General features: G+C 65.8%; 19 protein-coding genes, 1 tRNA gene and 1 pseudogene. 7 read left to right on the forward strand and 14 right to left on the reverse strand.

The window, feature by feature from the left end:
* Nucleotides 1-81: 81 nt before the first annotated feature.
* From JAB1_RS19255 to JAB1_RS19275, 5 genes are all read right to left on the reverse strand, one after another.
* Nucleotides 82-1479: an efflux transporter outer membrane subunit gene (locus JAB1_RS19255; protein WP_070281418.1), complete on the reverse strand. Its 1398-nt coding sequence runs from the start codon at nucleotides 1477-1479 to the stop codon at nucleotides 82-84.
* Nucleotides 1476-2672: an HlyD family secretion protein gene (locus JAB1_RS19260; protein ID WP_070281419.1), complete on the reverse strand. Its 1197-nt coding sequence runs from the start codon at nucleotides 2670-2672 to the stop codon at nucleotides 1476-1478. Before JAB1_RS19260 ends, JAB1_RS19255 begins: the two co-directional genes overlap by 4 nt.
* A complete protein-coding gene (locus JAB1_RS19265) occupies nucleotides 2659-4353 on the reverse strand; it encodes an MFS transporter (RefSeq protein WP_070281420.1) in 1695 nt (564 codons plus the stop codon). The genes JAB1_RS19260 and JAB1_RS19265 overlap by 14 nt, the downstream gene beginning before the upstream one ends.
* A gap of 208 nt (nucleotides 4354-4561) precedes the next feature.
* On the reverse strand, nucleotides 4562-6973 hold the full coding sequence (locus tag JAB1_RS19270) for a catalase (protein ID WP_070281421.1): 2412 nt from the start codon (nucleotides 6971-6973) through the stop codon (nucleotides 4562-4564).
* 233 nt (nucleotides 6974-7206) lie between these two features.
* Nucleotides 7207-7560 carry a hypothetical protein gene (locus JAB1_RS19275; protein WP_070254489.1) on the reverse strand — a complete coding sequence of 118 codons (354 nt, stop codon included), beginning with the start codon at nucleotides 7558-7560 and terminating at the stop codon, nucleotides 7207-7209.
* A gap of 370 nt (nucleotides 7561-7930) precedes the next feature.
* Between JAB1_RS19275 and JAB1_RS19280 the strand changes: the two genes are divergently transcribed.
* Nucleotides 7931-9331: a PLP-dependent aminotransferase family protein gene (locus JAB1_RS19280; RefSeq protein WP_070281422.1), complete on the forward strand. Its 1401-nt coding sequence runs from the start codon at nucleotides 7931-7933 to the stop codon at nucleotides 9329-9331.
* Here JAB1_RS19280 and JAB1_RS19285 read toward each other — a convergent pair.
* Nucleotides 9328-9741, reverse strand: a complete 414-nt coding sequence (locus JAB1_RS19285; protein WP_205412594.1) for a DoxX family protein — start codon at nucleotides 9739-9741, stop codon at nucleotides 9328-9330. The genes JAB1_RS19280 and JAB1_RS19285 overlap by 4 nt on opposite strands.
* 185 nt (nucleotides 9742-9926) lie before the next feature.
* Here JAB1_RS19285 and JAB1_RS19290 point away from each other — a divergent pair, with 185 nt between their 5' ends.
* From JAB1_RS19290 to JAB1_RS19300, 3 genes are all read left to right on the forward strand, one after another.
* A complete protein-coding gene (locus JAB1_RS19290) occupies nucleotides 9927-10907 on the forward strand; it encodes an alpha/beta hydrolase (RefSeq protein ID WP_070281423.1) in 981 nt (326 codons plus the stop codon).
* A 165-nt stretch (nucleotides 10908-11072) separates the two neighbouring features.
* Nucleotides 11073-11816, forward strand: a complete 744-nt coding sequence (locus tag JAB1_RS19295) for a sensor histidine kinase (RefSeq protein WP_070281424.1) — start codon at nucleotides 11073-11075, stop codon at nucleotides 11814-11816.
* Nucleotides 11813-12472 carry a response regulator transcription factor gene (locus JAB1_RS19300; protein WP_225317412.1) on the forward strand — a complete coding sequence of 220 codons (660 nt, stop codon included), beginning with the start codon at nucleotides 11813-11815 and terminating at the stop codon, nucleotides 12470-12472. The genes JAB1_RS19295 and JAB1_RS19300 overlap by 4 nt, the downstream gene beginning before the upstream one ends.
* A 12-nt stretch (nucleotides 12473-12484) precedes the next feature.
* Here JAB1_RS19300 and JAB1_RS19305 read toward each other — a convergent pair whose 3' ends face one another.
* Nucleotides 12485-12766 carry a XapX domain-containing protein gene (locus tag JAB1_RS19305; protein ID WP_034786497.1) on the reverse strand — a complete coding sequence of 94 codons (282 nt, stop codon included), beginning with the start codon at nucleotides 12764-12766 and terminating at the stop codon, nucleotides 12485-12487.
* Nucleotides 12767-12837: 71 nt separating this feature from the next.
* On the reverse strand, nucleotides 12838-13524 hold the full coding sequence (locus JAB1_RS19310) for a hydrolase (protein ID WP_070281851.1): 687 nt from the start codon (nucleotides 13522-13524) through the stop codon (nucleotides 12838-12840).
* Between the two features lie 209 nt (nucleotides 13525-13733).
* Here JAB1_RS19310 and JAB1_RS19315 point away from each other — a divergent pair, with 209 nt between their 5' ends.
* On the forward strand, nucleotides 13734-14366 hold the full coding sequence (locus JAB1_RS19315; RefSeq protein ID WP_034786496.1) for a response regulator transcription factor: 633 nt from the start codon (nucleotides 13734-13736) through the stop codon (nucleotides 14364-14366).
* Here the strand turns inward: JAB1_RS19315 and JAB1_RS19320 are convergent.
* Nucleotides 14340-17414, reverse strand: coding sequence for a sensor histidine kinase (locus JAB1_RS19320; protein ID WP_070281425.1), 3075 nt, complete (start codon nucleotides 17412-17414; stop codon nucleotides 14340-14342). The genes JAB1_RS19315 and JAB1_RS19320 overlap by 27 nt on opposite strands.
* 8 nt (nucleotides 17415-17422) lie before the next feature.
* Complete coding sequence (locus JAB1_RS19325) at nucleotides 17423-18121, reverse strand: YoaK family protein (RefSeq protein ID WP_070281426.1); 699 nt, start codon at nucleotides 18119-18121, stop codon at nucleotides 17423-17425.
* Between the two features lie 249 nt (nucleotides 18122-18370).
* On the opposite strand from JAB1_RS19325, the gene JAB1_RS19330 reads away from it, so the two are divergent.
* Together JAB1_RS19330 and JAB1_RS19335 are read left to right on the forward strand one after the other, a co-directional pair.
* Nucleotides 18371-20245 (forward strand): amidohydrolase, encoded by a 1875-nt coding sequence (locus tag JAB1_RS19330; protein ID WP_070281427.1) that lies wholly within the window; start codon nucleotides 18371-18373, stop codon nucleotides 20243-20245.
* 4 nt (nucleotides 20246-20249) lie between these two features.
* Nucleotides 20250-21344 (forward strand): porin, encoded by a 1095-nt coding sequence (locus tag JAB1_RS19335; RefSeq protein ID WP_070281428.1) that lies wholly within the window; start codon nucleotides 20250-20252, stop codon nucleotides 21342-21344.
* 7 nt (nucleotides 21345-21351) lie between these two features.
* Here the strand turns inward: JAB1_RS19335 and JAB1_RS19340 are convergent, their stop codons facing one another.
* The 4 genes and pseudogenes from JAB1_RS19340 to pepN all read right to left on the reverse strand — a co-directional run bounded on the left by JAB1_RS19340 (nucleotide 21352) and on the right by pepN (nucleotide 25870).
* Complete coding sequence (locus JAB1_RS19340) at nucleotides 21352-21792, reverse strand: hypothetical protein (RefSeq protein WP_034786491.1); 441 nt, start codon at nucleotides 21790-21792, stop codon at nucleotides 21352-21354.
* Between the two features lie 195 nt (nucleotides 21793-21987).
* Nucleotides 21988-22063: transfer RNA gene (locus JAB1_RS19345), tRNA-Thr, on the reverse strand.
* 117 nt (nucleotides 22064-22180) lie between these two features.
* A complete protein-coding gene (locus tag JAB1_RS19350) occupies nucleotides 22181-23182 on the reverse strand; it encodes a class 1 fructose-bisphosphatase (RefSeq protein ID WP_034747152.1) in 1002 nt (333 codons plus the stop codon).
* A 32-nt stretch (nucleotides 23183-23214) separates the two neighbouring features.
* Nucleotides 23215-25870 (reverse strand): annotated as a pseudogene (gene pepN, locus JAB1_RS19355) (aminopeptidase N).
* Nucleotides 25871-25894: the final 24 nt, after the last annotated feature.

A 25894-nucleotide genomic window follows, 5' to 3' on the forward strand; every position in this document is an offset into this window, starting at 1 on the left:
AGCAGCTGGCACCATGCCGCCGCTTTCCCCGGTCAGAATATTACACTGGGCACGGCAAACGACCGCGCCGTGCACGCGCGCCTATTCCGTCTTGGGGGACCAGCCGCCGCCCATGGCCCGGTACAGGTCGACCGAGGCGACAAGGACGCGAGTCTTCAGTTGCAGCAGCCCCACGTCGGCGCTGTACAGGGTGCGCTGGGCGTCGAGTTCTTCCAGGTACGAGGCGTAGCCATTGCGGTAGCGGTTGTGCGCGATGCGCAGGGTATCGGCCGCGGTGGCGCGGCGCGCCTCGTTTTCCACTGCTTGCTGCCGCAGGCGGTAGATGGCGCCCAGGCTGTTCTCCGTTTCGGCGAAGGCGTTGCGCACCACGTTTTCATACGCGTACACGAGCTGGTCGCGCTGCGCACCGGCCGCATCCGTCTGCGCCTGCACCCTGCCGCCATCGAACAGGGGGCCGGCCGCCAGCGCCGTCAGCCGCCACAGGGCGGTGGGCGCATGCAGGAAATCGGTGAGGGTTGTGGCTTGCCCGCCGCCAACGGCCGTCAGCTTGAACGAGGGCAGCAGCTGGTCGCGCGTGGCGGCCAGGCTGGCGTTGGCTGCCGCCAGGTTGTGTTCCGCGCGCGCGATGTCGGGCCGCCGGCGCAGCAATTCGGAAGGCAGGCCGGCAGGCACGCCAGGCGCCGCCAGCTCGGCCAGCGGCAAGCCGCGCGCGATGGGACCGGGATTGCCGCCAACGAGGACGGCCAGCGCGTTTTCCTGTTCGAAGATCTGCCGCTGCAGCTGCGGCACCTGCTCGGCCGCCGCATGGTATTCCGATTGCGCCTGCAGCCATTCCAGACGCGAACTGTAGCCCACCTCGAACTGCTTGCGCGCCAGCTCGCGCGACTGTTCGCGCAGCTGCAGCGTCGATTGCGTCAGCGCCAGCTGCGCGTCGAGGCCCCGCAAGTTCAGGTAGCTCGTCGCCACGCTGGCGGCGATCGACAGGGCCGCCGCATCGAGGCTGGCCTGCTCGGCGCGGTAGCTCTCGCCCGCTGCATCGCTCAGACTGGCCAGCCGGCCCCACACATCGATTTCATAACTGGCCTGCAGTTCCGCCTGGAAGACATTCGTCACATACGGCTTGCCGCTCGACGCCAGGGTGCGCGTGCGCGTCGGTGAGCCATCGAACGCCAGGCTGGGCGCGCGGTTCGCATCGGCCTGCGCCAGGCGCGCGCGGTATTCCTGCACGCGGGCACGCGCCACGCGCAGGTCGCCATTGCGCGCCAGCGCCTCGCCCACCAGATCACTTAAAACCGGATCGCCGAACGCCTGCCACCACAGCTGTTCCACCTGTGTGCCATGCGCGGACGCTGCGGCGCCCTCGCCTTGCGCGCGCCAGCCGGACGGCAGTTGCAGGGCCGATGCGGGCTGCGGTGGCGCGTTGGCGGCGCAGCCCGCCAGCGCCAGCACGCCGGCAATCACCAGGAGGCGGCGCTTCATGGCTTGGCCTTCGCGGTCGCCTTTTTTGGTGCAGGCGGTGGCGCGGGATTGTCCGCCGAGTCGTTCAGCACGGCCGACGTGTCGACGCTGACCACCACCGACATGCCAGGCACCAGGCGGCGCGCATTCGCCTGGCCCGCATCGATGCGGATGCGCACGGGAATGCGCTGGGCGATTTTGAGGTAGTTGCCCGTCGCATTATCGGCCGGCAGCACGGAAAACTCGGAGCCGGTGGCCGGCGAGATCCGTTCCACCTGGCCCGTCAGCACGGCACCATCGAGCGCGTCGACGTGGAAGGTGGCGCTCTGCCCTTCCTGCACGCCATTCATTTGCGTTTCCTTGAAATTGGCAATCACCCACATCTGGCGCGGCACCAGCGCCATCAGCTGCGCCCCGGAATTCACGTACGCGCCCTGGCGCACCGTCACCTGGCCCAGCTGGCCGTCGGATGGTGCCACGATGCGCGTGTTATCGAGGTCGATCTTCGCCGCCTTGACGGCCGCCTGCGCATTCGCCACGGCCGCTTCCAGCGCCTGCTTGTTGACCACCACACTGTGCACGCTTTGCTGGGCGATGTCGAGATTGGCGCGCGCCTGCGCCAGCGCCGCCGCCATCTGCGCCTGCGCGGCGCGCGACTGGTCGTGTTCGCGCTGCGACAGGGAACCGTCTGCCACCAGCTGCTCCACGCGATTCAGATCGGCGCTGGCCTTGCGCGCCTGTGCTTCCGCATTCGCCATCACGGCCTCGCTGACGGAAATGCCCGCCTGCGCGCTGGCCTTCTGCTGCGCCCAGTTCGACAGCGCCGCCTGCTGCGCGGCCAGCTGGGCCTGCGCCTGTTCGTAGCGCTGCTGGTAGATGCGGTCGTCGATGCGCACCAGCAGCTGGCCTTCCTTGACGTCCATGAAGTCCTGCACCGTCACCTCCACCACATAGCCCGACAGCTGCGTGCCGATGATGGTCACCTGGCCCCGCACGGTGGCATTTTCCGTCGTCACGATGGGGCTGGTGAACGGCGGCAGCCGCCACGCATACAGCACGATCAGCACGCCCACCAGGGCCACGGAGGCAAAGGCCAGCGCGGACAGCCACTGGTGACGCCGGTCCGGCTGCGGCGGTGTGCTGCTTGCCGCAGGCGCCGGGGCAGGTGCGGATGTCGGTGCAGGCACTGGCGGCGTGGTGTTATTTTCTGTCATTGCTCGGTTCCGAATTGGTAATGGGGACGATGGCCATGGCCGTCTGCGCATCGCGCACGGGGCCGACCAGGCGACGCGCGCCGGTGGTGATGCGGGTCCAGGACTGGCTGACCAGCATCCAGATCAGGGTGGCGATGGCGACGCCGGCGATCATCAAAAAAACATCGTTATAGGCCAGCACATTGGCTTCGCGCGTGGCGATGGCGCCCAGGCGCGCCACACCCTGGGCGCTGCGCAAGGCAGGGTCCGTCAGCACGCCGCCATAGCTTGCGGCTCCGGACTGCACGCGCGCGGCCACTTGCGGGTCAAGCATGGTGAGGTGCTCGACCAGGTAGCTGGAATGGTATTTTTCACGCGCCGTCTGGATGGTGCCGACGATGGCCGCACCAAGCAGGCCGCCCAGGTTCTGCGTCATGGTAAACATCACGGAAAAACTCACCAGGTTGCGCGGTTCGGCAATGACGGCACCCATGCCGGCCACCATGGTCGGACCGAGGAAATACGTGCCGCCAAAGGCCAGCAGGAACTGGCTGACATACATGTTGACGGGGCGCGTCTGGCTGGTGGCATGCGCGTCGATCAGGGCGCCTGCAGCGATCAGCAGCAGCGCGAACATCAGCGAGCGGTTCAACGTCGCCGGATTGATCGTCAGCGCGCTGACCACCAGGCCCGCCACGCTGCCCAGGAGCACGACGACGAACAGGTTTTGCATCTGGTCCGTGTTCAAGCCCAGCGCCTGCAGGAAGCCGACGGCGCCCGTCGATTCGGACAGCACGATACGAAACAGCAGCACGGACAAGAACAGCTTGGCGATCTTGCCCGTGGTGAGCCAGCGCGTGTTGAGCAGCGGGCGCGCCCGGTTATGCTCGATGGCCAGCGAGGCGGCGATCAGCACGATCGAGCATGCCAGGCACACGCCCACCCACTCGGATTCCATCCACCACGCCGTGCGCCCCTGCGCCAGCACGGCGCACAGCAGGGCCACGCCGGGCGCGAACAGGATGAAGGTGAGGAAATCGAGCGGCTCGAACGTCTGCACCCTGTCGCCGGGCGGCAGTTTCAGGGCCAGCACGCAGCCCAGCGCCAGCAGGGCCAGTCCCAGTTCGAACAGGTACAGGCCATGCCATTCGCCGATCTGCAGCAGTTCGGAAGTGAAGATGCGCGCCAGGGGCAGCGCCAGCTGGGCAAAACCGAGGCCCAGCACCACGCCCTTCAGGCGGTGCCGCGCGGGAAACGCCTGCAGGGTGTAGTACAACCCCAGCACGCCCAGCGCGCCGCCCACCATGCCATGCGCGGCGCGCACGGCGATCGCGGACGGCAAGGTATTCGCATACAAGTGGGCGAAGGTGACGAGCGCATACAGCACCAGGAACGCTTCCGTGAACAGGCGCAGGCCGAACTGCTGGCGGAACTTCACCAGCAGCAGATTCATGGAAACGATGGTCATCACGTAGGCTGCCGGCAGCCACTGCATCTGGTAGGCATAGGCAGCCAGCGAACCTTGCAGGTTCAGCAAATTGGCCGTCACCAGGCCGTTGCCCAGTCCCCCCGTCAGCGCGACGATCAGGCCGACGACGAAATACGCGACACGCTTGGGCGTCGAATGTTCGGGCATCGATGGCGACCCGGGCAAGGTCGGGCGTTCGCCCGGCCCCCAGGTGCGAGGTGTGTACTTGTCCATGCAGTAATCGCGATCCGGTTTGCTGAAGCCGTTCCTTGCTGCTGTTCTGCTTCCTTCAAGCAAATAGTTGCAAATGAACAGTTCTAGTCAGCAGCATATCACCGCAGGACGTTTTTATTGTTTACATTGTTGCATGGCGTTGCGCATGCCGCTCAAACAGCGTATGCAACGGGGCCGGCGGATCCGGCCCCCGTGCTGATGCCGCCACTCACACCCTCGGCGGATCCGTCTCGCGCGCAAACGCCCGGTGCGCGGCCAGCGCCTTTTTAAAGGCCGCCACGGCTTTCACCACGTCGCCGGAAGGCGCGACGATGATGGCGGGATCCGGCTTGCCATCGGGCAGGGTCACCGGTACGCCAGCCTTGTCCAGCAAGTCCTTGCCGGCGCCGCTGGCCAGCACCGGCTTACAGTGGCGGTATTGCAGGCGCAGGAAGTCGAGCGCATTGGCGTCGCTGCCCAGCTGCTGCACGGCGCCCTGGCCGTCGGGAAGCACCACGGCGTCGAACAGCACGGACGGTCCCGCCTCGAGCGAGATTTCCACGTCGAGCGGCGCGCCGCCGCTGGTGTCGACTTTGCCCAGGTGGCTGCCCACCAGGCGCGGCACGGCGCCATCGGCCAGCAGCGAGGCATAGATATTGCGCACTTGCGCGCCATCGCTGCCCGGCCCCACCAGGATGGCCACGCGCAAGGTATGGATACCCGTCTTGCCGGGGCGGAAAAAGAGCGACAGGGCAGGCGATGGCGGATATGCCGGCAGCGGCTCCAGGGAAGCGCGCGGCATGACGGGCGGCAGCGCCAGGCCCAGGCCATCGGCCAGGCGCTGCGCCAGGGTCTCATCGACATTGCGCAGCATGGCGACGATGCGCTGGCGGATCGCCACCGTCTGCACCTTGCTCAGCTCAAAGCGGAACGCATGCACGATATGGTCTTGTTCCACCGGCGTCTGGCTGATCCAGAACAGGCGCGCCTGGCCATAATGCTCGGCGAATTTCTCGGGCTTGCCGCGCACCTTGTCGCCTTCGGCGGAAGCGGGAAAACTGTTGAAACCCTTCGCGCCCGCCTGGAACGGGCAGCCGCCCGCCAGCGAGTTCGGCTCGTACGCGACCCGGCCCCGGTTGATGGCCTGCCGGTGGATGCCGTCGCGCTGGTTGTTGTGCACGGGGGCCAGCGGCGCATTGATGGGGATTTCATGGAAGTTGGCGCCGCCCAGGCGCGTCAGCTGGGTATCGAAATAGGAATGGATGCGTCCCTGCAGCAGCGGGTCGTTGGAGAAATCGATGCCGGGCACGATGTGCGCCGTGCAGAACGCCACCTGCTCCGTCTCGGCGAAAAAATTGTCCGGGTTGCGGTTCAAGACCATTTTTCCGACGGGGACAAGAGGGACAAGTTCTTCTGGAATCAGCTTGGTCGGATCGAGCACGTCGAAGGGGAACGCTTCCGCCTGTGCTTCCGTGAAGACCTGGAAGGACAACTCGTATTCGGGATACTCGCCGCACTCGATGGCTTCCCACAGGTCGCGCCGGTGGAAGTCGGAATCGGCGCCGCTGATCTTGACGGCTTCGTCCCACACGAGCGAGTGCGTGCCGGCCATGGGCGACCAGTGGAATTTGCAGAACACGGACTGCCCCTTGGCATTCACGAGGCGGAAGGTATGCACGCCGAAGCCCTGCATCATCCGGTAACTGCGCGGGATGGCGCGGTCCGACATGGCCCACATCAGCATGTGCGTGATTTCCGGCGACAGCGAGGCGAAATCCCAGAAGGTGTCGTGCGCGCTGGCCGCCTGCGGCATGCCATTGTGCGGTTCGGGTTTGACCGCATGCACGAGGTCGGGGAATTTCATCGCATCCTGGATGAAGAAGACGGGGATGTTATTGCCCACCAAATCCCAGTTGCCTTCGTCCGTATAGAACTTCACGGCAAAGCCGCGCACGTCACGCGCCGTATCGGTCGAACCGCGTTCGCCAGCCACCGTGGAAAAGCGCACGAAGACGGGCGTGCGCTTGCCCGCCTTGGCGAACAGCCTGGCGCGCGTATGCTTGCTTTGCTCCTTGTAGCATTCGAAGTAACCGTGGGCGGCCGAACCGCGCGCATGCACGACGCGCTCGGGGATGCGCTCATGGTCGAAATGCGTGAGCTTTTCACGCAGGATGAAATCTTCCATCAGGGTGGGGCCGCGCAAGCCCGCCTTCAGCGAGTTCTGGTTGTCACCCACGGGCACGCCCTGATTGGTCGTCAGCACGCAGCCGCTATCGTCGCTACGGGCGCCATCCAGCGAGCTATTCAGCGCATTCCCGCCCAGCGCGGGCTGACCGTCACCCGTCTTCGGAGAAGGTAGCGTTTCGCCCGTGGTGCTGGCCGTGGCCAGCGCTTCGCCGGTCGCCACATGCACGCCTTCGACCGGCGTGCGCGCCGCCTCGCCATACTGGCCATCCTCCTTGGGATTGACGGCCATGGCGGCGGCCAGTTGCTGGCCGGCGGCCGTCTTTTGCAGCAGCGCGCGGGCCACGTCGTTGTCCGCGCCCAGGCTGTGCGGCGCATTGCTGTCGGATGGGCCGGACATGCTGCTCAATACGGAACCCGCACCGTCCGTGGACGGCGTTTTCTTGTTGCTAGCCATTACATCTCCTGTGAGTAATTTGCCCCGGGAAGTAACGCTACAACTCCCTCATTCAGCGCACGAACAGGGCAATCAAAATAATGATGGGAATAGGTATGCCGATCAACCACAACAAAATGGAGCGCATCATCACTCTCCTTTACCGCTTGCTGCTACCTTGTGCGCGTGGGCGCTGGCACGGCCCGCAGACCGGGCCAGCGCCCACGACAACGACCTTGCCTGGCTGCGTACAGTTATTTACGCGAACCCAGCAGTTTCGACAGGCCATAACCGGCTGCCGCCGCAATCAGCAAGGACACGGCCGGACGCTCGCGCACATAATCGCGGCCCGTCTCGCCGGCGCGCTGGCAGGCGGCGCCCAATTGCTTGCCGCGCGCCATCAAGGTTTCGGAAGCCTTGTTGACGGTGTCGCTGACCTGGCCGATGCGGTCGCCCACCTGGTCCACGCCGTCATGGGCGCGCGTGGCCACCTTGTCGGCCAGAGGCTGGGCCTGGCTTGCCACCTTGTCGATGGTGCGGTGCAAATCCTGGCGGGTATCCTGGACGGTGCCGTTCAAATCGGAGCTGGTTTTTTCAATCGCGTTCATGATGGTTTCCTTTAACAGTGAATAATTTCAACCATGCTCGATGCCGTGACCGAATCATGATTCTCCTCGCTTCGGGGAAAAAGAAGCGGCTAAACGCTGCCGGGCTGAGCCATATCAAACAGTGGATCAGCAGCAAGCTGTTGGTACTACCTTAACCGCCCCCGCCACGCGCCACCGTGCGCTGCCACACCTTGAGACGCAGACTTAAATGCCTGTTGGAAATAGCAATCCCCGCCGGCCTGGCCGGACGGGCGGGCAAACCATCCGTCGTGCATCGTCCTGAAGATACAGCCCGACACGCATAAATGTATGGATTTTTTCATGGCTTACACCCATAATTACGAGAAGCAATACCCATACATAAAACAAAATGCCCCAATCCAAATCCATACAAGAAGAAAGCCAGGCCAGCGCGTGGATCACACCGTTCGTGCAGCACGGCGGCCCGCGCTACCTGCAGATCGCCGACATGCTCGAGCGCGCGTTGTCCGACGGCAGCCTGCGCCCGGGTGACCGATTGCCGCCGCAGCGCCGCCTGGCCGCCCTGTACCAGGTCGACCTGACGACGGTAACGCGCGCCTACGACGAAGCCAAGCGCCGCAACCTGCTGGAGGGACATGGCGCGCGCGGCACCTATGTGGCGGCGCCGAAAGTGGAATTGACGCAGATGCTGGACCTGAGCATGAACATCCCGCCGCCGCCCGTGGGCGTGGATTTCGGCGACTTGCTGAAACAGGGCGTGGCGCAAGTGCTGATGCGCACGGACAGCGATCTGTTGATGAGTTATCACCTGGGCGGCGGCGGCAAGGCCGACCGCGCGGCGGGCGCCGTCTGGCTCGCGCCCATGTTCGGCGATGTCGATGCGGAACATGTGGTGGCCTGTCCCGGCGCGCAGGCGGCGCTGGCGGCGCTGATCTTGACTCTCAGCCGGCCCGGCGACAGCATCCTGACGGAAAGCGCCGTGTACCCGGGCCTGCGCCTGGCGGCGAGCCAGCTGAACCGCAAGGCCATCGTCGTGGAAACGGATGCCGACGGCATGCTGCCCGAAGCGCTGGAAAAGGCGTGCCGCAAGCACCAGGCGCGCCTTGTGTATTTGAACCCGACCCTGCAAAACCCCACGGCGCACACCATGCCGGCCGCGCGCCGCCTGGCCATCACGGAGGTGGTGCAGCGCTGCGGCATGCACATCATCGAGGATGACCCGTACTGGCTGCTGGCATCCGACGCACCGCCCCCGCTGGCCCATTACGCGCCCGCCCACGTGTCGTATATCGCCACCCTGTCGAAATGCCTGGCGCCGGGCCTGCGCATGGCCTACACCTTGATCGCCGAGGTGCAGCTGCGCGAACGCTTCCTGCAGGCCATGCGCTCGTTTTCCCTGATGGCCACGCCCCTGACGACGGCGCTGACGACGCAATGGATACACGACGGCTCCGCGCACGCGCTGCTGGCCGGCATACGCAGCGAAGCGGACGCGCGCCAGGACGTCATCCGCACGATGTTGACGGGCACCAGCCAGCCGCACAGCAACGGCATCCACGTATGGTATTCACTGCCCAGTTACTGGACCTCGCGCGAACTGGCCGCCACGGCCCGCGCCCAGGGCGTGGCCGTCACGGCCTCGGACGCCTTCTACGACAACCGCCCGCCGAACGCCATCCGCATTTCGCTGGGCAGCATCCGCGACCGCGCGCGCCTGGCCAACGCATTAAAGAAATTATCACTGCTGCTGGCGCACAAGCCGGCGCTGCCCCGGGAGTTCGTCATCTAACGGCGCAGCCGCGCATCGAGCGAATAACGTCCCGCGCCACTGATGGCAATCGTGCCAAAGACGATGATCAGCAGCCAGCCGAACTGGCCATCGGCGATGCTCCAGTCCGGGTGCACGAGCAGCATCGACACACCCAGCAGGAACAGCAATGGCAGGCAGGCCAGGCGCGTCAGCAAGCCGGCGGCGACCAGCAGCGGGCAGAGGATTTCCGCGAACAGGGCGCAGTACAGGGTGACGGCGCGACCCAGGTGCAGCGGGTCGTCGATATGCGCCAGTTCATCGGAGAAGTGCAGCAGCTTGGGCAAACCGTGCACGTGCAGCACCAGCAGCGCGCCCGTCACGCGCGCAAACAGCAAGCCCGCATCGGGCAAGAAGGGGCCGGCCAGCGCCGCCATCCAGTGTTTCTTCATGATTGCTCCAGTGGAAAAGCCAGGCGACGCGGCGCGCCGCTGCCAGCCATCATAGGCAGGCGGGCGCCTCGGCGCGACTGGTCTTTTGGCAGAGGCGCCGGCGCGCGCGAAGGCCTAGACTGGCCGATGCCATTACTGGCTCAGGCCGTAACTGGTCCCTCCCCCATCCCCGAAGGAAATGCATCATGTCGAAGAAAATCGAAGCCGAAGAAGTCACCTCCCGCCGCAAGCTGCTCGTCAGCGTCGCCGGTGTCGCCGCCGGCGCGGGCCTGCTGGCCGCCGGTGGCGCCGGCGCTGCCGCCAAGCCAGCCGCTGCCGCTGCGGCGGCACCGGGCAAGCTCACCGTCAACAGCGTCACCGTCAAGGACGGCACCGTCATCCACTTCAAGGACTGGGGCAGCGGTACGCCCGTCGTCTTCAGCCACGGCTGGCCATTGCAGGGCGACGCCTGGGAAGACCAGATGATATTCCTGGCCAGCCACGGCTACCGCGTGATCGCCCACGACCGCCGCGGCCACGGCCTGTCCAGCCAGCCATGGCAGGGCAATGACATGGATACCTACGCCGACGACCTGGCCACCCTGCTCGACGCGCTCGACATCAAGGGCGCGACCCTGGTCGGCCATTCGACGGGCGGCGGCGAAGTGGCGCGCTATATCGGCCGCCATGGCGAAAAGCGCGTGGCCAAGGCCGTGCTGGTGGGCGCCGTGCCGCCGCAGATGGTCAAGTCGGAGACGAATCCTGGCGGCTTGCCGATGTCCGTCTTCGACGGCATCCGCGCCGGCGTGCTGGCCGACCGTTCGCAATTTTTCAAGGACCTGACGGTGCCGTTCTTCGGCGCCAACCGTCCCGGCAACAAGGTGTCGCAAGGCATGCGCGACACTTTCTGGCTGCAGGGCATGCAATGCGGCATCAAGAACGCCTACGATTGCATCAAGCAGTTTTCCGAGACGGACTTCACGGCCGACCTGAAGAAAATCTCCGTGCCCACCCTGGTGGTGCACGGCGGCGACGACCAGATCGTGCCGATCGACGCTTCCGGCAAGGCTGCGGCCAAGCTCATCAAGAACGCCAGGCTGGTCATCTATGAAGGCGCGCCGCACGGCTTGCCGGCCACCCACAAGGACCGCCTGAACGAAGACTTGCTGGCCTTTATCAAGTCCTGACCGTTCTGCGCTTCCCGCACCGCCGGCCCGCCCGGCGGTGCTACTCTTCCCCGCCACGCAAAAAAAACCGCCCGCCTCCCCCATTCGTATAACTGCCATGCCTGATGCGCCGTGCATACTTGTTGCAGCGCGGCATACGCCGCAGCGAACGACAGGAGTTCCGCGATGGCCAGCATGCATTATTTCCCTCAGAAGCAAGACCCCGGCCCGGCGCAGGCGCAGCGCATGGGCAACATGGACGGTATGGGCGAATTTGCCGCATCGGTCGCGCACGAGGTGCGCCAGCCGCTGGCGGCCATCGCGCTCAATGCCGATGCCGCCTTGCGCTGGCTCGATCACGATCCGCCCCGCCTCGACGAGGCGCGCGCGGCGCTGGCCCTGGTCGCCAGTGCCGGCAGCCATGCCAGCGCCGTGCTGCGCAGCGTGCATGGCCTGGCCTGCAATTCGCCGGACAGCCACGGTCATTTTGTGGCCGACGACGCCGTGCAAGACCTGCTGCCGCTGTTGCGCGCGCCACTGCAACGCCACGCCATCCATCTGGAAACGCAGCTGGCGCCGGGCCGCCCGCTGCTGCATGCCGACCCGGTGCAATTCCGGCAAGTCATCCTGAACCTGCTGATGAACGCCATCGAGGCTCTGCGCGACACCGGCGGCCGGCCGCGCACGGTGCTGCTGTCCTCGCGCCTGGATGGCAGCGTGCAGCACTTCAGCATTGCCGACAATGGCGCCGGCATCGCGCCGCAGGCGGCCGGCCGCCTGTACCACGCCCTGTATTCCAGCAAACCGGACGGCATGGGCATGGGCCTGGCCATCTGCCGCCGCATCCTCGACGCGCATGGCGGCCGCCTGTGGCATGCGCCCGGCGCGCCCCACGGCAGCGTCTTCCACTTCACCTTGCCAGCGCCATGAGCACAACCATGCACACGACCATGCCCCCGGCCGATCCGCCGATTACCCTGCTGATCGCCGACGACCACCCGCTGATCCTGGCCGGCCTGGCCTCGCTGATCGCGTCACTGCCTGGCTTACTCCTGCTGGGCCAGGCCGGCACGGGCAGCGCCGCCGTGGAGCTGTACCGGCAACTGCGCCCCGACGTGGTGCTGATGGATTTGAACATGCCGGAAATGCATGGCGTCGAGGCGATCGAGCGCATCTGCGCCGACGACGCGCAAGCGAAGATCGTCATCCTCACCACCTACCAGGGCGAGGACAGCGTGCACCGGGCATTGCGCGCCGGCGCGCGCGGCTACCTGCTGAAGGATTCCGGCTTCCTGCAACTGACGCAGTGCATCCGCCAGGTGGCCGCCGGCAGGCACTACCTGCCGCCGGAACTGGCGGCGCAGCAGGCCGGCCGCATCGAGGCGAACCGCCTGTCGAAACGCGAGCACGACATCCTGCTGCACCTGTCAGCGGGCAAGAGCAACAAGATGATCGCGCGCAGCGCCGGCATCGAGGTGGGCACCGTCAAATTTCATGTGAATAATATTTTGACCAAGCTCAACGTATCAAGCCGCACCGAGGCGGCCACGGTGGCCGCCCGGCGCGGCTTGCTGGGCGCGTTCTAGCTGCCGGAAAGATCAGGCGGCGCTGTCGTCCTTCTGCTGCGGCTCGGCCTTGGCCAATGTCGGCTTCGCTTCCACGCCGCTGATCTTCGGCACGCATTCGCTGCGCAGCCACGACACGGTGATGGCTTCTCCCGCCATCAGGCGCTTGACGCCGGGGACGATCTGTTCGCCGATCAGCATGCCCAGCAGGCCGATCAGGGCAATGGCGGGCGGCGCCGGCGAGCGCACCTGCAAGACGGCGTAGATAATGCCAACCAGCAAACCCACCGCCAGCGAAATCACATATAACTTCATGGCGCATTCCTTTCGATGAAAAAAACGCCGCGCGCGGTCAGGCGCGCGGCGCATGGCACGGCACTCGGCGTTTACTTGGCCGGCACCGGCGCCAGGGTGGCGTGTTCGCCATGGATGCGCTGCGGCGCCTTGTGCACCATCGTGTAGGCGTAGTCGACGCCCATGCCGTAGGCGCCCGAATGTTCGCGCACGATGGCCATGACGGCGTCATAGGTTTCCTTGTGCGCCCAGTCGCGCTGCCATTCCAGCAGCACCTGCTGCCACGTCACGGGCACCACGCCAGCCTGGATCATGCGCTGCATGGCGTAATCGTGCGCTTCCTTCGAAGTGCCGCCGGAAGCGTCGGCCACCATGTAGATTTCGTAATCGCCTTCGAGCATCGCGCACAGGGCGAAGCTGTTGTTGCACACTTCCGTCCACAGGCCCGAAACGACGACTTTCTTCTTGCCGTTGGCGGCCAGCGCATCGCGCACCTTCTGGTCATCCCACGAGTTCATCGAGCTGCGCTCGAGGATATCCTTGCCGGGGAAGACGTCCAGCAGTTCCGGATAGGTATGGCCGGAGAAGCTTTCCGTTTCGACGGTGGTGATGATGGTGGGGATGTTGAATACCTTGGCGGCCTTGGCCAGGCCCACGGTATTGTTTTTCAGCGCTTGCCGGTCCATCGACTGCACGCCGAACGCCATCTGCGGCTGCTGGTCGATGAAGATGATCTGGCAATTATCGGGGGTGAGGACTTCCAGTTTCGGATTGGTCATGATGTCATCCATGAAGAAAGGGTTGAGTGGGTACTGCCGTGCATCGTATGCCTGGCGGCATGCCCGCACCACTATCTAAATATAGGTTGGCATGCAGGCTGGCTCCGGGAAATGCCCCCTGCAGGAGGGCGGGCGCTGCGGTAAAATACCTTTTGCTCACCATGCTCCGACGACTCTTGATCGATAACTCCTCTTTGCCAGGCAACATCATGCGCAGCGATACGGCGCCGATACGCGTCCTCATTGCCGACGACCACCAGTTACTGCTCGACGGCATCGCGGCCCTGCTGCGCGCCTTTCCCGGCGTGGCGCTGGTGGGCCAGGCCACCGATGGCCAGCAGGCGGTGCAGCAGTTTGACGCGCTGCAGCCCGATGTCACGCTGATGGATTTGCAGATGCCGCGCATGAACGGCCTTGACGCCATCGGCGCCATCCGCGCACGCCATCCGCAGGCGCGCATCATCGTGCTGACCACCTACAAGGGCGACACGCAGGTGCTGCGCGCCATCCGCGCGGGCGCATGCGGCTATGTGCTGAAAAGCGCGCTGCGCCACGAATTGCTGGCGGCGATACAGAACGTGCACGCGGGGCGGCGCCACATCACGCCCGAGATCGAGGCGGAACTGGCGCTGTATGCTTGCAGCGACGTGCTGTCGAACCGCGAACTGGACGTGCTCAAGCAGGTTGCGCAAGGCAATTCCAACCGCGAGACGGGCGCCCTGCTGCAAATCAAGGAAGAAACCGTCAAGGCGCACATGAGCACCATCCTGGCCAAGCTGGGCGCCCGGGACCGCACCCACGCCGTCACCATCGCGCTACGGCGCGGCATCCTCGACGCCTGAGCGGCGCCAGCGCTGCCACCAGCGGCGCAGCGGGCCGTGCGCCAGCGGCCAGGCGCGGTGCGCCGGCACCCGCAGGCGCCACTGCGTGCCGCCCCCATCGCGCCCGCCCACAGTCAGGCGCGCGCCAAGTTTCACCGCGCGCTCGCGCATGCCGGGCATGCCCCAGTGTCCGGGAATCTGCCCGTTCGCCGCGACCACCGGCGGCAAGCCCTGGCCATCGTCGCGCACGAGCAGTTCGATGCCTCCGCACGCATAGCGCACCGCCACCTCGACCACCTGCGCGCGCGCATGCTGGAAGGCATTGCGCAGCGCTTCGCTGGCGATGCGGTAGATTTCATGCGCGGCACGCGCATGCAGCATGCGCGCCTCGCCTTCCTCCGCATAGCGGAACACGATGCCGTGCTGCGCCGCCAGACGCTCGCCTTCGCGCCGCAGGATGGCGCTCCAGCGCGCGCCCGCATCGTCGCCCGCGCGCAGGTCGTGCACATGGTCGCGTCCCTCGCCCAGCATGCGGTCGGCGTCGTCGAGCGCGCGCAGCATGGCGGCGCGCGCGGGGTCATCCTCGGCGATGGCCATGCTGGCATTGTGAAAGTGCAGGATCATCGCCTGCGTGCCCTGCAGCAGGGTATCGTGCAGCTCGCGCGCGATGCGTTCGCGCTCGGCCTGCTGCGCCTCCATCCGCGCCTGCAGGCGCGCGGCGTGCTGGCGCAGCCGCCAGAGGCAAACGCCGTATGCGGCCGCCAGCAGCGCCGCCGCGCACAGGCTGCGGAACCACCAGGTCTGGTAAAAGGCGGGCAGCACAAGGAACGGCAGTTGCGCCACCGTGCTGGCCACGCCGTCGCCATTCGCCGCGATTACTTCGAAGCGGTAGCTGCCCGGCCCCAGGCCCGTGTACTGCGCCAGACGCCGGCCGCCCGCCTGCTGCCACTGTGTATCGTAGCCGTCGAGCCGGTAGCGGAACTGCAAACGCTCCGGCGTGCCCAGACTGGCGGCGTTGTAATGGAATTGCACGTCGCGCGTGCCTGCCGCCAGCTGCAGGCCGGCGCTTGCGGGCGGATCGACGCGTCGGCCGTCGGCCAGCAGCGCGCCGATTTCCACGCGTGGCGCCGGCAAGGGAGCAAGCGTCTGGCGCGGATCGATCCAGAACGTCGCGCTCTGGCGCGAAAACCAGATCTTGCCATCGTCCGCTTCGCCAACCGAGCGGTTGTGCAGCATGCTGATGCTGCCGTTCAAGCCATCGACGGCGTCGTACGAGGTGGCGCGCATGGCATGGGCGGCGTCGCGCAGCGCCAGGTCCACTTCCGCGGCGGGAATGTGCGCGGCGCCGCTGCCGTGATTGAGCCACAGGCTGCCGTCGCGCGCGCGCAGCAGGCCCACCACGCCCTCGGTGGCGCTGGCCGGCTCGCTGCGCAGGGTGACGAAGCGGCCACCGCGCCACAGCGCCACGCCACGCTGCCCGCCCGCCCACACCTGCCCGCGGTATTCGATCAGCATGGGAATCTTGCCCAGGTCCAGGCCCTGCGCGGGACCGAAGGCGTGCAGCCGCCCCCGTTCCAGCATGGCGACGCTGCCATCGGCATACGATAGCCACAGGCGCCCGGCCGCGTCAGCCAGCAGCGCCAGCGGCACTTTCGCGCCGCCATCGGGCAGCAGCGGTTCGCGCCGCCAGGCCCCGTCGCGATACTGGAAAACGCCGGCGCCGCTGAACACGCCCCAGATGCTGCCATCGGGCGCGAGCACGCCGGCGCGCATGCGCTTGACCGCGGCAGCGCCAGATGGATAGGCGATCGTGCGCAGTACGCGCCCATCCTCGCCGGCCAGCTGCCGCAGGCCGGCGCGGGCCGCCACCCACAGGCCGCCCGGCGCTTCCAGGATGGCGCTGATGGGCCCCAGGCGCGGCGCGCGCAGCACCGTGCCGTCGGCCCGCGCCAGCAGCAGCGGCCCCAGGACGTCATCGCGCGACAGCCACATCGCGCCTGCCGCTCCGGCCAGCATTTCCTGGGTACGGAACACTTCGGCCACGCCGGGCGCGGCACGCGTGCGCAGGACCACGGGCGCGGCCTGGCGGAAACGGTCCAGGCCTCCGTACGTGGCAACCCAGACATTGCCTTCATTGTCGTCGCACATGGAGCCGACGAGGACATTGCTCAAGCCATCGCGCGGCAGGAACGATTCCGTGTCGCTGCTGATGCCCAGCTGTCCCGGCGCCAGCGCGCCGCTGCTGCGCGTGCGGTGCAAGCCATACTGGCTGTCGAACCACAAGGTGCCCGCGTGATCGACCAGCATGCTGCCGCTGGTGCCGCTGGTATCGCGGTAAATCCACTGATGATCGGGCTGCTCATAGCGCTCCAGCGACTCGATGATGCGGATGCCGCGCATCTCCAGCAAATAAATGCGGCCGTCGGGTCCCTGCTGCGGCGGCGCGCGCAGGTCAAGCCGGCCGATGGGCGGCGCGAAGCGCGACTGCGTCGCCTGCCACATGAACAGGCCGTTTTCACTGAACACGGCGATGCGGCCATCGCGGTCGGCAAACACGGCGGACGCCTTTTGCGCCGTGTAGCCCTGCGCCGGTCCCATCGCCTGCCAGCGCCGGCCATCGAAGCGCGAGATGCCGGACACGCCGGCGGCCCACACGGCGCCGTCGCCGCCGATGGCAAAGCCCCAGATGGCGCCCGCCGGCACGCCCTGCGCTTCGGCGTAATTGCGCACCACGCCATCCTTGACGTGGCTGATGCCGCCCACTTGCCAGCCTATCCACATGCCGCCGTCGGCGGCGCGCTTGAGCGCCAGCGCCACCGTGTCGGGAAAGCTGCCCTGGCGCGCGCGCACGGGCTCGAAGCGCAGGCCGTCGAAACGGCGCACGCCTGCATGCGTGCCCAGCCACAGGAAACCGTCATTGCCCTGTGCCATGACGATGATATCGTCGGGCGCGCCGTCACTGGCCGTCCAGCGCGTGTGCTGCAGCTGATGGATGCCGCGTGCGGCATCGATGGCCAGCCCGCAAGGACTGGCCAGCATGAACATCAGCCACAGCAGGAAGGCGCGCATGGCGGCTGTCAGGACACGGGCACGGCGGTCCGACCGCTACGCTGCTCCACGACGATCAGCCCGCCCAGCAGCACCAGCGGCACGGCCAGCGCCGCGAAACCGAAGACCAGGTAGCCAAAGCCGGCAGCGATGGCGCCCAGCGCAAAGGCCAGCAGCGGCCAAAAGAACTTGCCGCAGCGCGCGCGCGTGCCCTCGTCGGCCGCGCCGCGCAGCACGTCGACGGTGTCGAGCACGATCTGCGTCACGTTCCCCGTCATCATGGAGGTCGGCGCCAGGTGTGCCAGCAGCAGACGGCTGGTGGCGCTGTGCACGCCCATGGCGGCCGTTCCCAGCAAGCCGGCGAGCATCGCCAGCGTGCCCACTTCCTTGCCGACCGGCTCGGCCAGCACGCCAAACACCATGAAACCGGCCAGCAAGATCCATTGCAGCAGGAAGGCCAGCGTCAGCGCCGGACCGCCGCGGCGCTCGATGGCCAGCACCATCAGGCGCGTGACGACGATGCCCGCGATAAAGGCGGGAAAAGCAAGGATTTTCAGCAGGATGGGGATGCGCGTCGGTTCGGCCAGGGCGGCGCCGATCAGCACGAAGTTACCCGTGACATGGGCCGTAAACAGGCCGAAGAGGGCGATAAAGCCCAGGGTATCGACATACCCGGCCAAAAAGCCCAGGCTGGTGCCGTATAAACGGCTATGTGGTGGCTGATCCATCGAATGACTCCTGATACCGTGCAATGCACTAAAAAACGAAAAACGCGCCAGGGAAGCGCCCCGGCGCCGCTGCCTGCATGGTAAGCCATGCGGCCGGCCACCGCCCCCGCCATTCGGCCAGTGCGCGACGCGCCACCTGATCTTTTGGCCCGTGTTCAAGCGCAGGACGTCCGCTACACTGGTCGACGTGACTTTCGCGCCGCGCACGCCGGCCCCCTCCCCCCCGCACCGCAACCATGGAGCTGCACCATGCCAGAACACACCCTCCCCGCCGCCGCACCCTTGATCCTGCTCAATGGCTGCTTCCATACCGTCGATAAAAGCTGCCCGCAAGCGAGCGCGGTGGCCATCGCCGACGGTAAATTCCTCGCCGTGGGCGATCTTGAAGACGTCATGCGCCACCGCGCGCCCGACAGCCGCGTGATCGACCTGGGTGGCCGCACGGTCATTCCCGGTCTGAACGACTCGCACCTGCACCTGATCCGCGGCGGCTTGAACTACAACCTGGAATTGCGCTGGGAAGGCGTGCCTTCGCTGGCAGACGCCCTGCGCATGCTCAAGGAGCAAGCCTTGCGCACGCCGAATCCGCAATGGGTGCGCGTGGTGGGCGGCTGGAACGAATTCCAGTTCGCGGAAAAGCGCATGCCGACCCTCGATGAAATCAACGCGGCCGCGCCCGACACCCCGGTCTTCATCCTGCACCTGTACGACCGCGCCCTGCTCAACCGCGCCGCCCTGCGCGTGGTCGGCTACGACAAGAACACGCCGAACCCGCCTGGCGGCGAAATCGTGCGCGACGCTGCTGGCAACCCCACGGGCATGCTGATCGCGCGGCCGAACGCCATGATTTTATATGCGACCCTGGCCAAGGGTCCGACCCTGCCGCGAGAATTGCAAGTCAATTCCACGCGCCAGTTCATGCGCGAACTCAATCGCCTCGGCCTGACCAGCGCCATCGACGCGGGCGGCGGCTTCCAGAATTATCCGGAAGACTACGCGGTGGTCGAGGAACTGGCGCAAAAAGAGCAGCTGACGATACGCATCGCCTACAACCTGTTCACGCAAAACAAGGGCCGCGAACTGGAGGATTTTGAAAAATGGACGGAGATGGTCACGCCGGGCCAGGGCGACGACTACTACCGCCATAACGGCGCCGGCGAAATGCTGGTATTTTCCGCCGCCGACTTCGAGGATTTCCTCGAACCGCGCCCGGACCTGGCGCCCGGCATGGACGACGAACTGGAAAAGGTGGTGCGCCACCTGGTGTCCAAACGCTGGCCCTTCCGCCTGCACGCCACCTATGACGAATCGATCGAGCGCATGCTGACGGTCTTTGAAAAGGTCAACCGCGACATTCCGTTCGACGGCCTGCACTGGATGTTCGACCACTGCGAAACCATCACGCCGAAAAACATCGACCGGGTCAAGGCGCTGGGAGGCGGCATCGCCATCCAGCACCGCATGGCTTTCCAGGGCGAGTACTTTGTCGACCGCTACGGTGCCGAAGCAGCCAAGGCCACGCCGCCGATCGCGCGCATGCTTGCCTCGGGCGTGCCGGTAGGCGGCGGCACCGACGCCACCAGGGTCGCCAGCTACAACCCGTGGACGGCGCTGTACTGGCTGGTGTCGGGCCGCACCGTGGGCGGCTTGCGCCTGTACGACGCGGGCAGCCGTTTGTCGCGCGACACGGCGCTGGAACTGTGGACGGCGGGCAGCGCCTGGTTCTCCAGCGAGCAAGGCAAGAAGGGCCGCATCCAGGAAGGCATGCTGGCCGATCTGGCCGTGCTGAGCGCGGATTTTTTCAGCATAGCTGAAGAGGCGATCAAGTCCATCGAATCGGTGCTCACCATCGTCGGCGGCAAGATCGTCTACGGCCAGGCGGAATTTGCCAATCTGGCGCCGCCTCCTATCCCCGTATTGCCCGACTGGTCGCCCGTGAAAAACGTGGCCGGCCACTACCGCGCCGCGCCGCCGCAAAAGAGCAGCGTGATGCAACAGCACCAGTGCCAGGGCGCCTGCGGCGTGCACGCCCACGCCCATGACGTGGCGCGCAAGAGTTCCGTGCCCGTCTCCAGCCACTCCGGCTTCTGGGGCGCGCTGGGGTGCAGCTGCTTTGCGTTCTGAGGCCATGCTGACGCGATTGCCCCTGCTGGCGGTTGGCGCGCTCGCGCTGGCGGCTGCCCTGCCAGCCGCGGCACAGGACAATGTGCAGCTGTACGGCCGCCTGAACGTGGCGCTCGAAGCGCTGCACTCGCCCGCCAGCGGCGACAGCGTGCAGCGCGTGTCCAACAACCGCTCGGTACTCGGTTTTCGCGGCAGCGAAGACCTGGGCGGCGGCTGGCAGGCGCTGTTCCAGGTCGAGGGCACCTTGTCGCCCGATACGGGCGCAGGATCAATCGCCGCGCGCGACACGCGCGTCGGTATTGCCGGGCCGTGGGGTACGCTCTTTGCCGGCAACTGGACCCTGCCCTACAACAGCGCCACGTCCGCGCTCGACCCGTTCTACCCCACCACGGCCGGCTACATGAGCCTGATGGGCAACGGCGCGGGCGCCACCGAAAGCAATACCAGCAACACGTATTCCTTCGACCGGCGCCAGCAGAACAGCGTGCATTACTGGACGCCGCAGTGGCAGGGCTGGTCGCTGCGCGTGGCGCGCGGCATGGGGGAAGAGCGGCCCGCCAGCGGCGCGCGGCCAGCCCTGGCGTCGGCCGCCCTGCTTTATGACGATGGCACCCTGTACGCCACCCTGGCGCATGAGGCACACCACGACTATCAGGGACCCGGTCTCTCCGACCGTGGCAGCAAGCTGGCCCTGGCCTGGCGCGTCGACAGCGCCACGCAGCTGGCTGTGGTGCTGGAAAGCCTGCGCTACGCCACGCCCACGGGCCAGCTGCGCCGGCGCACGGCCTACTTTTCCGCCACGCGCCAGTTCGGCCGCCACGGCCTGCGCTTCGGCCTGGCGCATGCCCAAAGCGCCAGCGGCAGCGCGCTGGAAAGCATCGGCACCGTGCGTGCGGGAGCGGATACGGGCGCCACCCACGCCACCGCCGGCTACGACTACCAGCTGTCGAAACGCAGCAGCCTGTATGCCTACTACACGCGCCTGGCCAACGGCCGCCACGGCATCGCCGACTTTGCCATCAACAGCCTGGGACACGAAACAGGCAGGGCGGGCGCCACCATGTCGGGCGTGGCGCTGGGGATCAGGCACAACTTCTGAGCGACGCTCAGTCCCAGCAGACCGACAGCACGGTATAGCCCTGTGACGGGTCAGGAGCGTTGTCGGGCTTGCCGTAAGGCCAGCCGGGGATGACGCCGTCGGCTTCCATGCCGGCGATCCAGCGCTCCACCTCGTCCTGGCGTGCGGACGTGAAGATATGCACGTTTTCCGCAGGCGGAAAACGTTTCGCGTCCACGTCCGCCTCGCCATAGTCGCACCAATCCTGGTGCAAGCCGACCAGCACCTTTTCCACGTCCGGCCTGGCGGCGATCTCGCGGAACCTTTCATACAGCTGCGCAATCGGCGGGCGGCCATAGCCCCACTGGTTCGGCGCGATCGACTCTTCGTCGGTATTGCCTGCAAAGTAGAGATCGAGATCAATCACGGGTGGCGCATCGCCATCGTAGGCGTCGAGCGAGGCCAGGTACTGGGACAGTTTTTCGGGCATGGGTAGAGTTCCGCTGATGTGAAAGCCAATGCAATATTGTAGCCTGCAGACGTATATGCCGGCGGAGCACTGCGCCTGGGTTCGAGCTCGCGGCCGGCTTCCAATACAGATTGCTCCCGCCAGCCATGGCGCTGAAATCGAGGACGACAAAAAACCCGCTGACTTTTGCAAGCAAGCGGGTTTTCTGATGAAACTTGGTGCCGTTGGCCGGAATCGAACTGGCGACCTTCACATTACGAATGTGCTGCTCTACCAACTGAGCTACAACGGCGAAGACCCACATTCTACAAACAATGCACAAAATTTGCTAGTGTCAACGCGAACTTTTTTTGCATTTTTTTAGCGGCCCGGCTGCGGGCCGCTGAAAATCGTGGAAAAGTGCGGCTTTTTACTCCGCGTGGTAGGCGGTCACGCGGGCCACTTCGTCTTTCGAGCCGAGGAAGACGGGCACGCGCTGGTGCAGCTTGTGCGGGGCGATGTCCATGATGCGCTGCTGGCCGTCGGTGGCTGCGCCGCCGGCTTGCTCGACGATGAAGGCCATCGGATTCGCTTCGTACATCAGGCGCAGCTTGCCCGGCATCGACGTATCGCGCAGGTCGGCAGGGTACATGAAGATGCCGCCGCGGTTCAGGATGCGGTGCACGTCGGCCACCATCGAGGCGATCCAGCGCATGTTGAAGTTGGTGCCGCGCGGGCCCGTGTCGCCGGCCAGCAGTTCATCGACATAGCGTTTCACGGGAGGATGCCAGTGGCGCGCGTTCGACATGTTGATGGCGAATTCCTTCGTCGTCGGCGGAATCTGCATATTGCTTTGCGTGAGGACCCACGAACCCATCTCGCGGTCCAGGGTGAAGCAGTTCACGCCATTGCCGAAGGTCAGTACCAGCATGGTTTGCGGGCCGTACACGGCATAGCCGGCCGCCACCTGCTTGCTGCCCGCCTGCATGAAGTCCTGCTCGGTCGGCTGACCCATGCCGTCCGGCGCTTTCAGCACCGAGAAGATGGTGCCGATGGAGACGTTGACGTCGATGTTCGAGGAACCATCCAGTGGGTCGAACAGCAGCATGTATTCGCCCTTCGGATAGCGGTTCGGGATCGGGTGGATCGATTCCATCTCTTCCGACGCCATGGCCGCCAGGTGGCCGCCCCATTCATTCGCTTCAAGCAAGATCTCGTTGGAGATGATGTCGAGTTTCTTCTGTACTTCGCCCTGCACGTTTTCCGTGTCGGCCGTGCCCAGCACTTCACCGAGCGCGCCCTTGCCGACAGCGTGGCTGATGGTTTTGCAAGCGCGCGCGACGACTTCGATCAGCAGGCGCAGTTCGGCCGGAATGCTGTTGTTCGAGCGCTGCTCTTCAACCAGGTATTGCGTAAGACTGATGCGTTTCATGAAATCCCTCTGTTTTGATGATTATTGCGGTGTTAATTGGCCAATGCCTTGCTGACGACTTCCATCACGTCATTCGACAGGCTGGCCTGGCCGGCGACTTTTTCCAGCGCCTCGCGCATGTGGCTTTGCAGCGCAGGCACGTAACGGCGCCAGCGGTCCATGGAGCGCGCCAGGCGGGCCGCCACTTGCGGGTTCAGCGCGTCGAGCGCGATGACTTGTTCGGCCCAAAAGGCATAGCCGCTGCCGTCAGCCGCATGGAATTGCGACGGATTGGCGTTGGTGAAATTGAAGATCAGGCTGCGCGCGCGGTTCGGGTTTTTCAGGGTGAAGGCCGGATGCGTCATCAGCTGACGCACGGCTTGCACATCGGTCGTTGGCGCGGCCGCCTGCATGGCGAACCACTTGTCGACCACCAGCGCCTCGTTCTCGAAATCGCCATAGAAGCTGGCCAGGGCCGCCTGCGCATGCGGCTGCGAGCCGGAATGAATCAGTGCCGCCAGCGCTGCGGCGCGGTCCGTCATGTTGCCGGCATTGTCGAACTGCAGCCGCGCCAGGTCCAGCTCCGCCGCTGCGGGCGCGATCAGCAGATACGACAGGGCCAGGTTTTTTCAGCGCGCGCTTGCCGGCCGACAACGCGTCCGGGCTGTACTCGCCCGGCGTCTGGTTGGCATGGTATTGCGCCAGCAGCTCAGGTTTCAGCGCGGCAGCGATGGTGCGGCGCATGAACTGGCGCGCCGCATGGATGGCCTGCGGGTCGACTTGCGCCAGGCGCTCGGCGATGATGGTTTCCGACGGCAGGATCAGGGCCAGCTCGCGGAAGGCAGGATCGAGCGTTTCATCGGCCAGCAGGGCGCGCTGCGCTTCGATGAAGGTGTCGTCCAGCGCCAGCGCTTCGCCTGCGGCGACGGCGCCGGTCAGTTTCAGCAGGCGCTCCATGGCCAGGCGCTGGCCCGCTTCCCAGCGGTTCACGGGATCGCTGTCGTGGCGGAACAGGTGCAGCAGTTCGGCGTCGGTATAGCCGTATTCGAGCACCACGGGCGCGGAAAAGTCGCGCAGCAGCGACGGCACGGGGGCTTGCGTCACATTCGTGAAGCGGAAAGTCTGCGACGCTTGCGTCAATTCCAGCACGACACTGGTGGCGCCGTTCGATGCCACGCCATCCACGTACAGCGGCAGGTCGCCGCCATCGGCAGCCAGCAGGCCGACGGTGACGGGAATGTGGAACGGCAGTTTCTTCGGCTGGCCCGGCGTGGCGGGGCAGCTTTGCGCCAGCGTCAGCTCGAACGTCTGGCTGGCGGCATCGTAGCGCGTGGAAGCGGTGACGACAGGCGTGCCGGCCTGGCTGTACCAGCGCTCGAACTGGCTGAAGTCGCGGCCATTCGCGTCGGCCATGGCGGCGCGGAAGTCGTCGCACTGGACGGCCTGGCCATCGTGGCGCTCGAAATACAGGTCCATGCCCTTGCGGAAGCCGTCGCGGCCCACCAGGGTCTGGTACATGCGCACCACTTCGGCGCCCTTTTCGTAGATCGTGACCGTATAAAAGTTATTGATCTCGACGAAGGAATCGGGACGCACGGGATGGGCCATCGGGCCCGCGTCTTCAGGGAACTGCGCCTGGCGCAGGGTGCGCACCTGGTCGATGCGCGTGACGGCGCGGCCCGTATCCGTGCCGATCATGTCGGCCGAGAATTCCTGGTCGCGGAACACCGTCAAGCCTTCCTTCAGCGACAGCTGGAACCAGTCGCGGCACGTCACGCGGTTGCCGGTCCAGTTATGAAAGTATTCATGGCCCACCACCGCTTCGATGCCCGCGTAATCGACGTCGGTCGCCACGCGCGCATTGGCCAGCACATACTTGGTATTGAAGATGTTCAGCCCCTTGTTTTCCATGGCGCCCATGTTGAAATCGCCCACGGCGACGATCATGAAGCGGTCCAGGTCCAGTTCCAGGCCGAAGCGCTCCTCGTCCCAGCGGATCGAGTTTTTCAGCGACTGCATGGCGTAGTCGGTTTTATCGAGGTTGCCGTCTTCCACCCACACTTGCAGCAGCACTTCGCGGCCCGACTTCAAGGTGTAGCGCTCTTCCTGGCACACCAGGCGCGCGGCGACCAGGGCGAACAGGTAGGACGGCTTCTTGAACGGGTCTTCCCACTTGGCGTAATGGCGGCCGTCACCGAGGTCGCCCTCTTCGATCAGGTTGCCGTTCGATAGCAGTACCGGATATTGCTCCTTGTCGGCGCGCAGCATGACCGTGTACTTGGCCATCACGTCCGGGCGGTCCGGGAAGAAGGTGATGCGGCGGAAGCCTTCCGCTTCGCACTGCGTGAAGAAATTATGGTTCGACACGTACAGGCCGGACAGCGAGGTATTGTCCTGCGGCGCCAGCACGGTTTCGATATCGAGCGTAACATCGTCCGGTGCCTTGGGAATGGTCAGCATGCTGGCCGTCAGCTTGTACTGCGACGGCTTGAGCAGCTTGCCGTTCAGGCGGACTTGCACCAGTTCAATATGTTCGCCGTGCAATTCGATGCTGCGGCTGGTGCTGGCCGGGTTGTGGCGCATGCGGATCCGGCTCGCCACCACTGTGCGGGCGGGATCGAGATCGAAACCAAGTTCGACGCTGTCGACCAGGAAGCTGGGCGGCGTGTAATCTTTGCGGTAAATCGTCTGAGGGCTGTCTGTGCGCATAGGGATTTGGGTGGGAGCGGAGGC

Origin of the sequence: Janthinobacterium sp. MP5059B, assembly GCF_001758645.1 — a bacterium.
GTDB lineage: Bacteria > Pseudomonadota > Gammaproteobacteria > Burkholderiales > Burkholderiaceae_D > Janthinobacterium > Janthinobacterium lividum.

Coding starts and splice junctions, on each gene's coding strand:
- JAB1_RS19310 (WP_070281851.1), bottom strand. CDS start 13,524: ATGACCAATCCGAAACTGGAAGTCCTCACCCCCGATAATTGCCAGATC.
- JAB1_RS19290 (WP_070281423.1), top strand. CDS start 9,927: ATGTCGAAGAAAATCGAAGCCGAAGAAGTCACCTCCCGCCGCAAGCTG.
- JAB1_RS19305 (WP_034786497.1), bottom strand. CDS start 12,766: ATGAAGTTATATGTGATTTCGCTGGCGGTGGGTTTGCTGGTTGGCATT.
- JAB1_RS19265 (WP_070281420.1), bottom strand. CDS start 4,353: ATGGACAAGTACACACCTCGCACCTGGGGGCCGGGCGAACGCCCGACC.
- JAB1_RS19340 (WP_034786491.1), bottom strand. CDS start 21,792: ATGCCCGAAAAACTGTCCCAGTACCTGGCCTCGCTCGACGCCTACGAT.
- JAB1_RS19350 (WP_034747152.1), bottom strand. CDS start 23,182: ATGAAACGCATCAGTCTTACGCAATACCTGGTTGAAGAGCAGCGCTCG.
- JAB1_RS19255 (WP_070281418.1), bottom strand. CDS start 1,479: ATGAAGCGCCGCCTCCTGGTGATTGCCGGCGTGCTGGCGCTGGCGGGC.
- JAB1_RS19280 (WP_070281422.1), top strand. CDS start 7,931: ATGCCCCAATCCAAATCCATACAAGAAGAAAGCCAGGCCAGCGCGTGG.
- JAB1_RS19270 (WP_070281421.1), bottom strand. CDS start 6,973: ATGGCTAGCAACAAGAAAACGCCGTCCACGGACGGTGCGGGTTCCGTA.
- JAB1_RS19285 (WP_205412594.1), bottom strand. CDS start 9,741: ATGAAGAAACACTGGATGGCGGCGCTGGCCGGCCCCTTCTTGCCCGAT.
- JAB1_RS19300 (WP_225317412.1), top strand. CDS start 11,813: ATGAGCACAACCATGCACACGACCATGCCCCCGGCCGATCCGCCGATT.
- JAB1_RS19275 (WP_070254489.1), bottom strand. CDS start 7,560: ATGAACGCGATTGAAAAAACCAGCTCCGATTTGAACGGCACCGTCCAG.
- JAB1_RS19330 (WP_070281427.1), top strand. CDS start 18,371: ATGCCAGAACACACCCTCCCCGCCGCCGCACCCTTGATCCTGCTCAAT.
- JAB1_RS19325 (WP_070281426.1), bottom strand. CDS start 18,121: ATGGATCAGCCACCACATAGCCGTTTATACGGCACCAGCCTGGGCTTT.
- JAB1_RS19320 (WP_070281425.1), bottom strand. CDS start 17,414: ATGCGCGCCTTCCTGCTGTGGCTGATGTTCATGCTGGCCAGTCCTTGC.
- JAB1_RS19260 (WP_070281419.1), bottom strand. CDS start 2,672: ATGACAGAAAATAACACCACGCCGCCAGTGCCTGCACCGACATCCGCA.
- JAB1_RS19335 (WP_070281428.1), top strand. CDS start 20,250: ATGCTGACGCGATTGCCCCTGCTGGCGGTTGGCGCGCTCGCGCTGGCG.
- JAB1_RS19295 (WP_070281424.1), top strand. CDS start 11,073: ATGGCCAGCATGCATTATTTCCCTCAGAAGCAAGACCCCGGCCCGGCG.
- JAB1_RS19315 (WP_034786496.1), top strand. CDS start 13,734: ATGCGCAGCGATACGGCGCCGATACGCGTCCTCATTGCCGACGACCAC.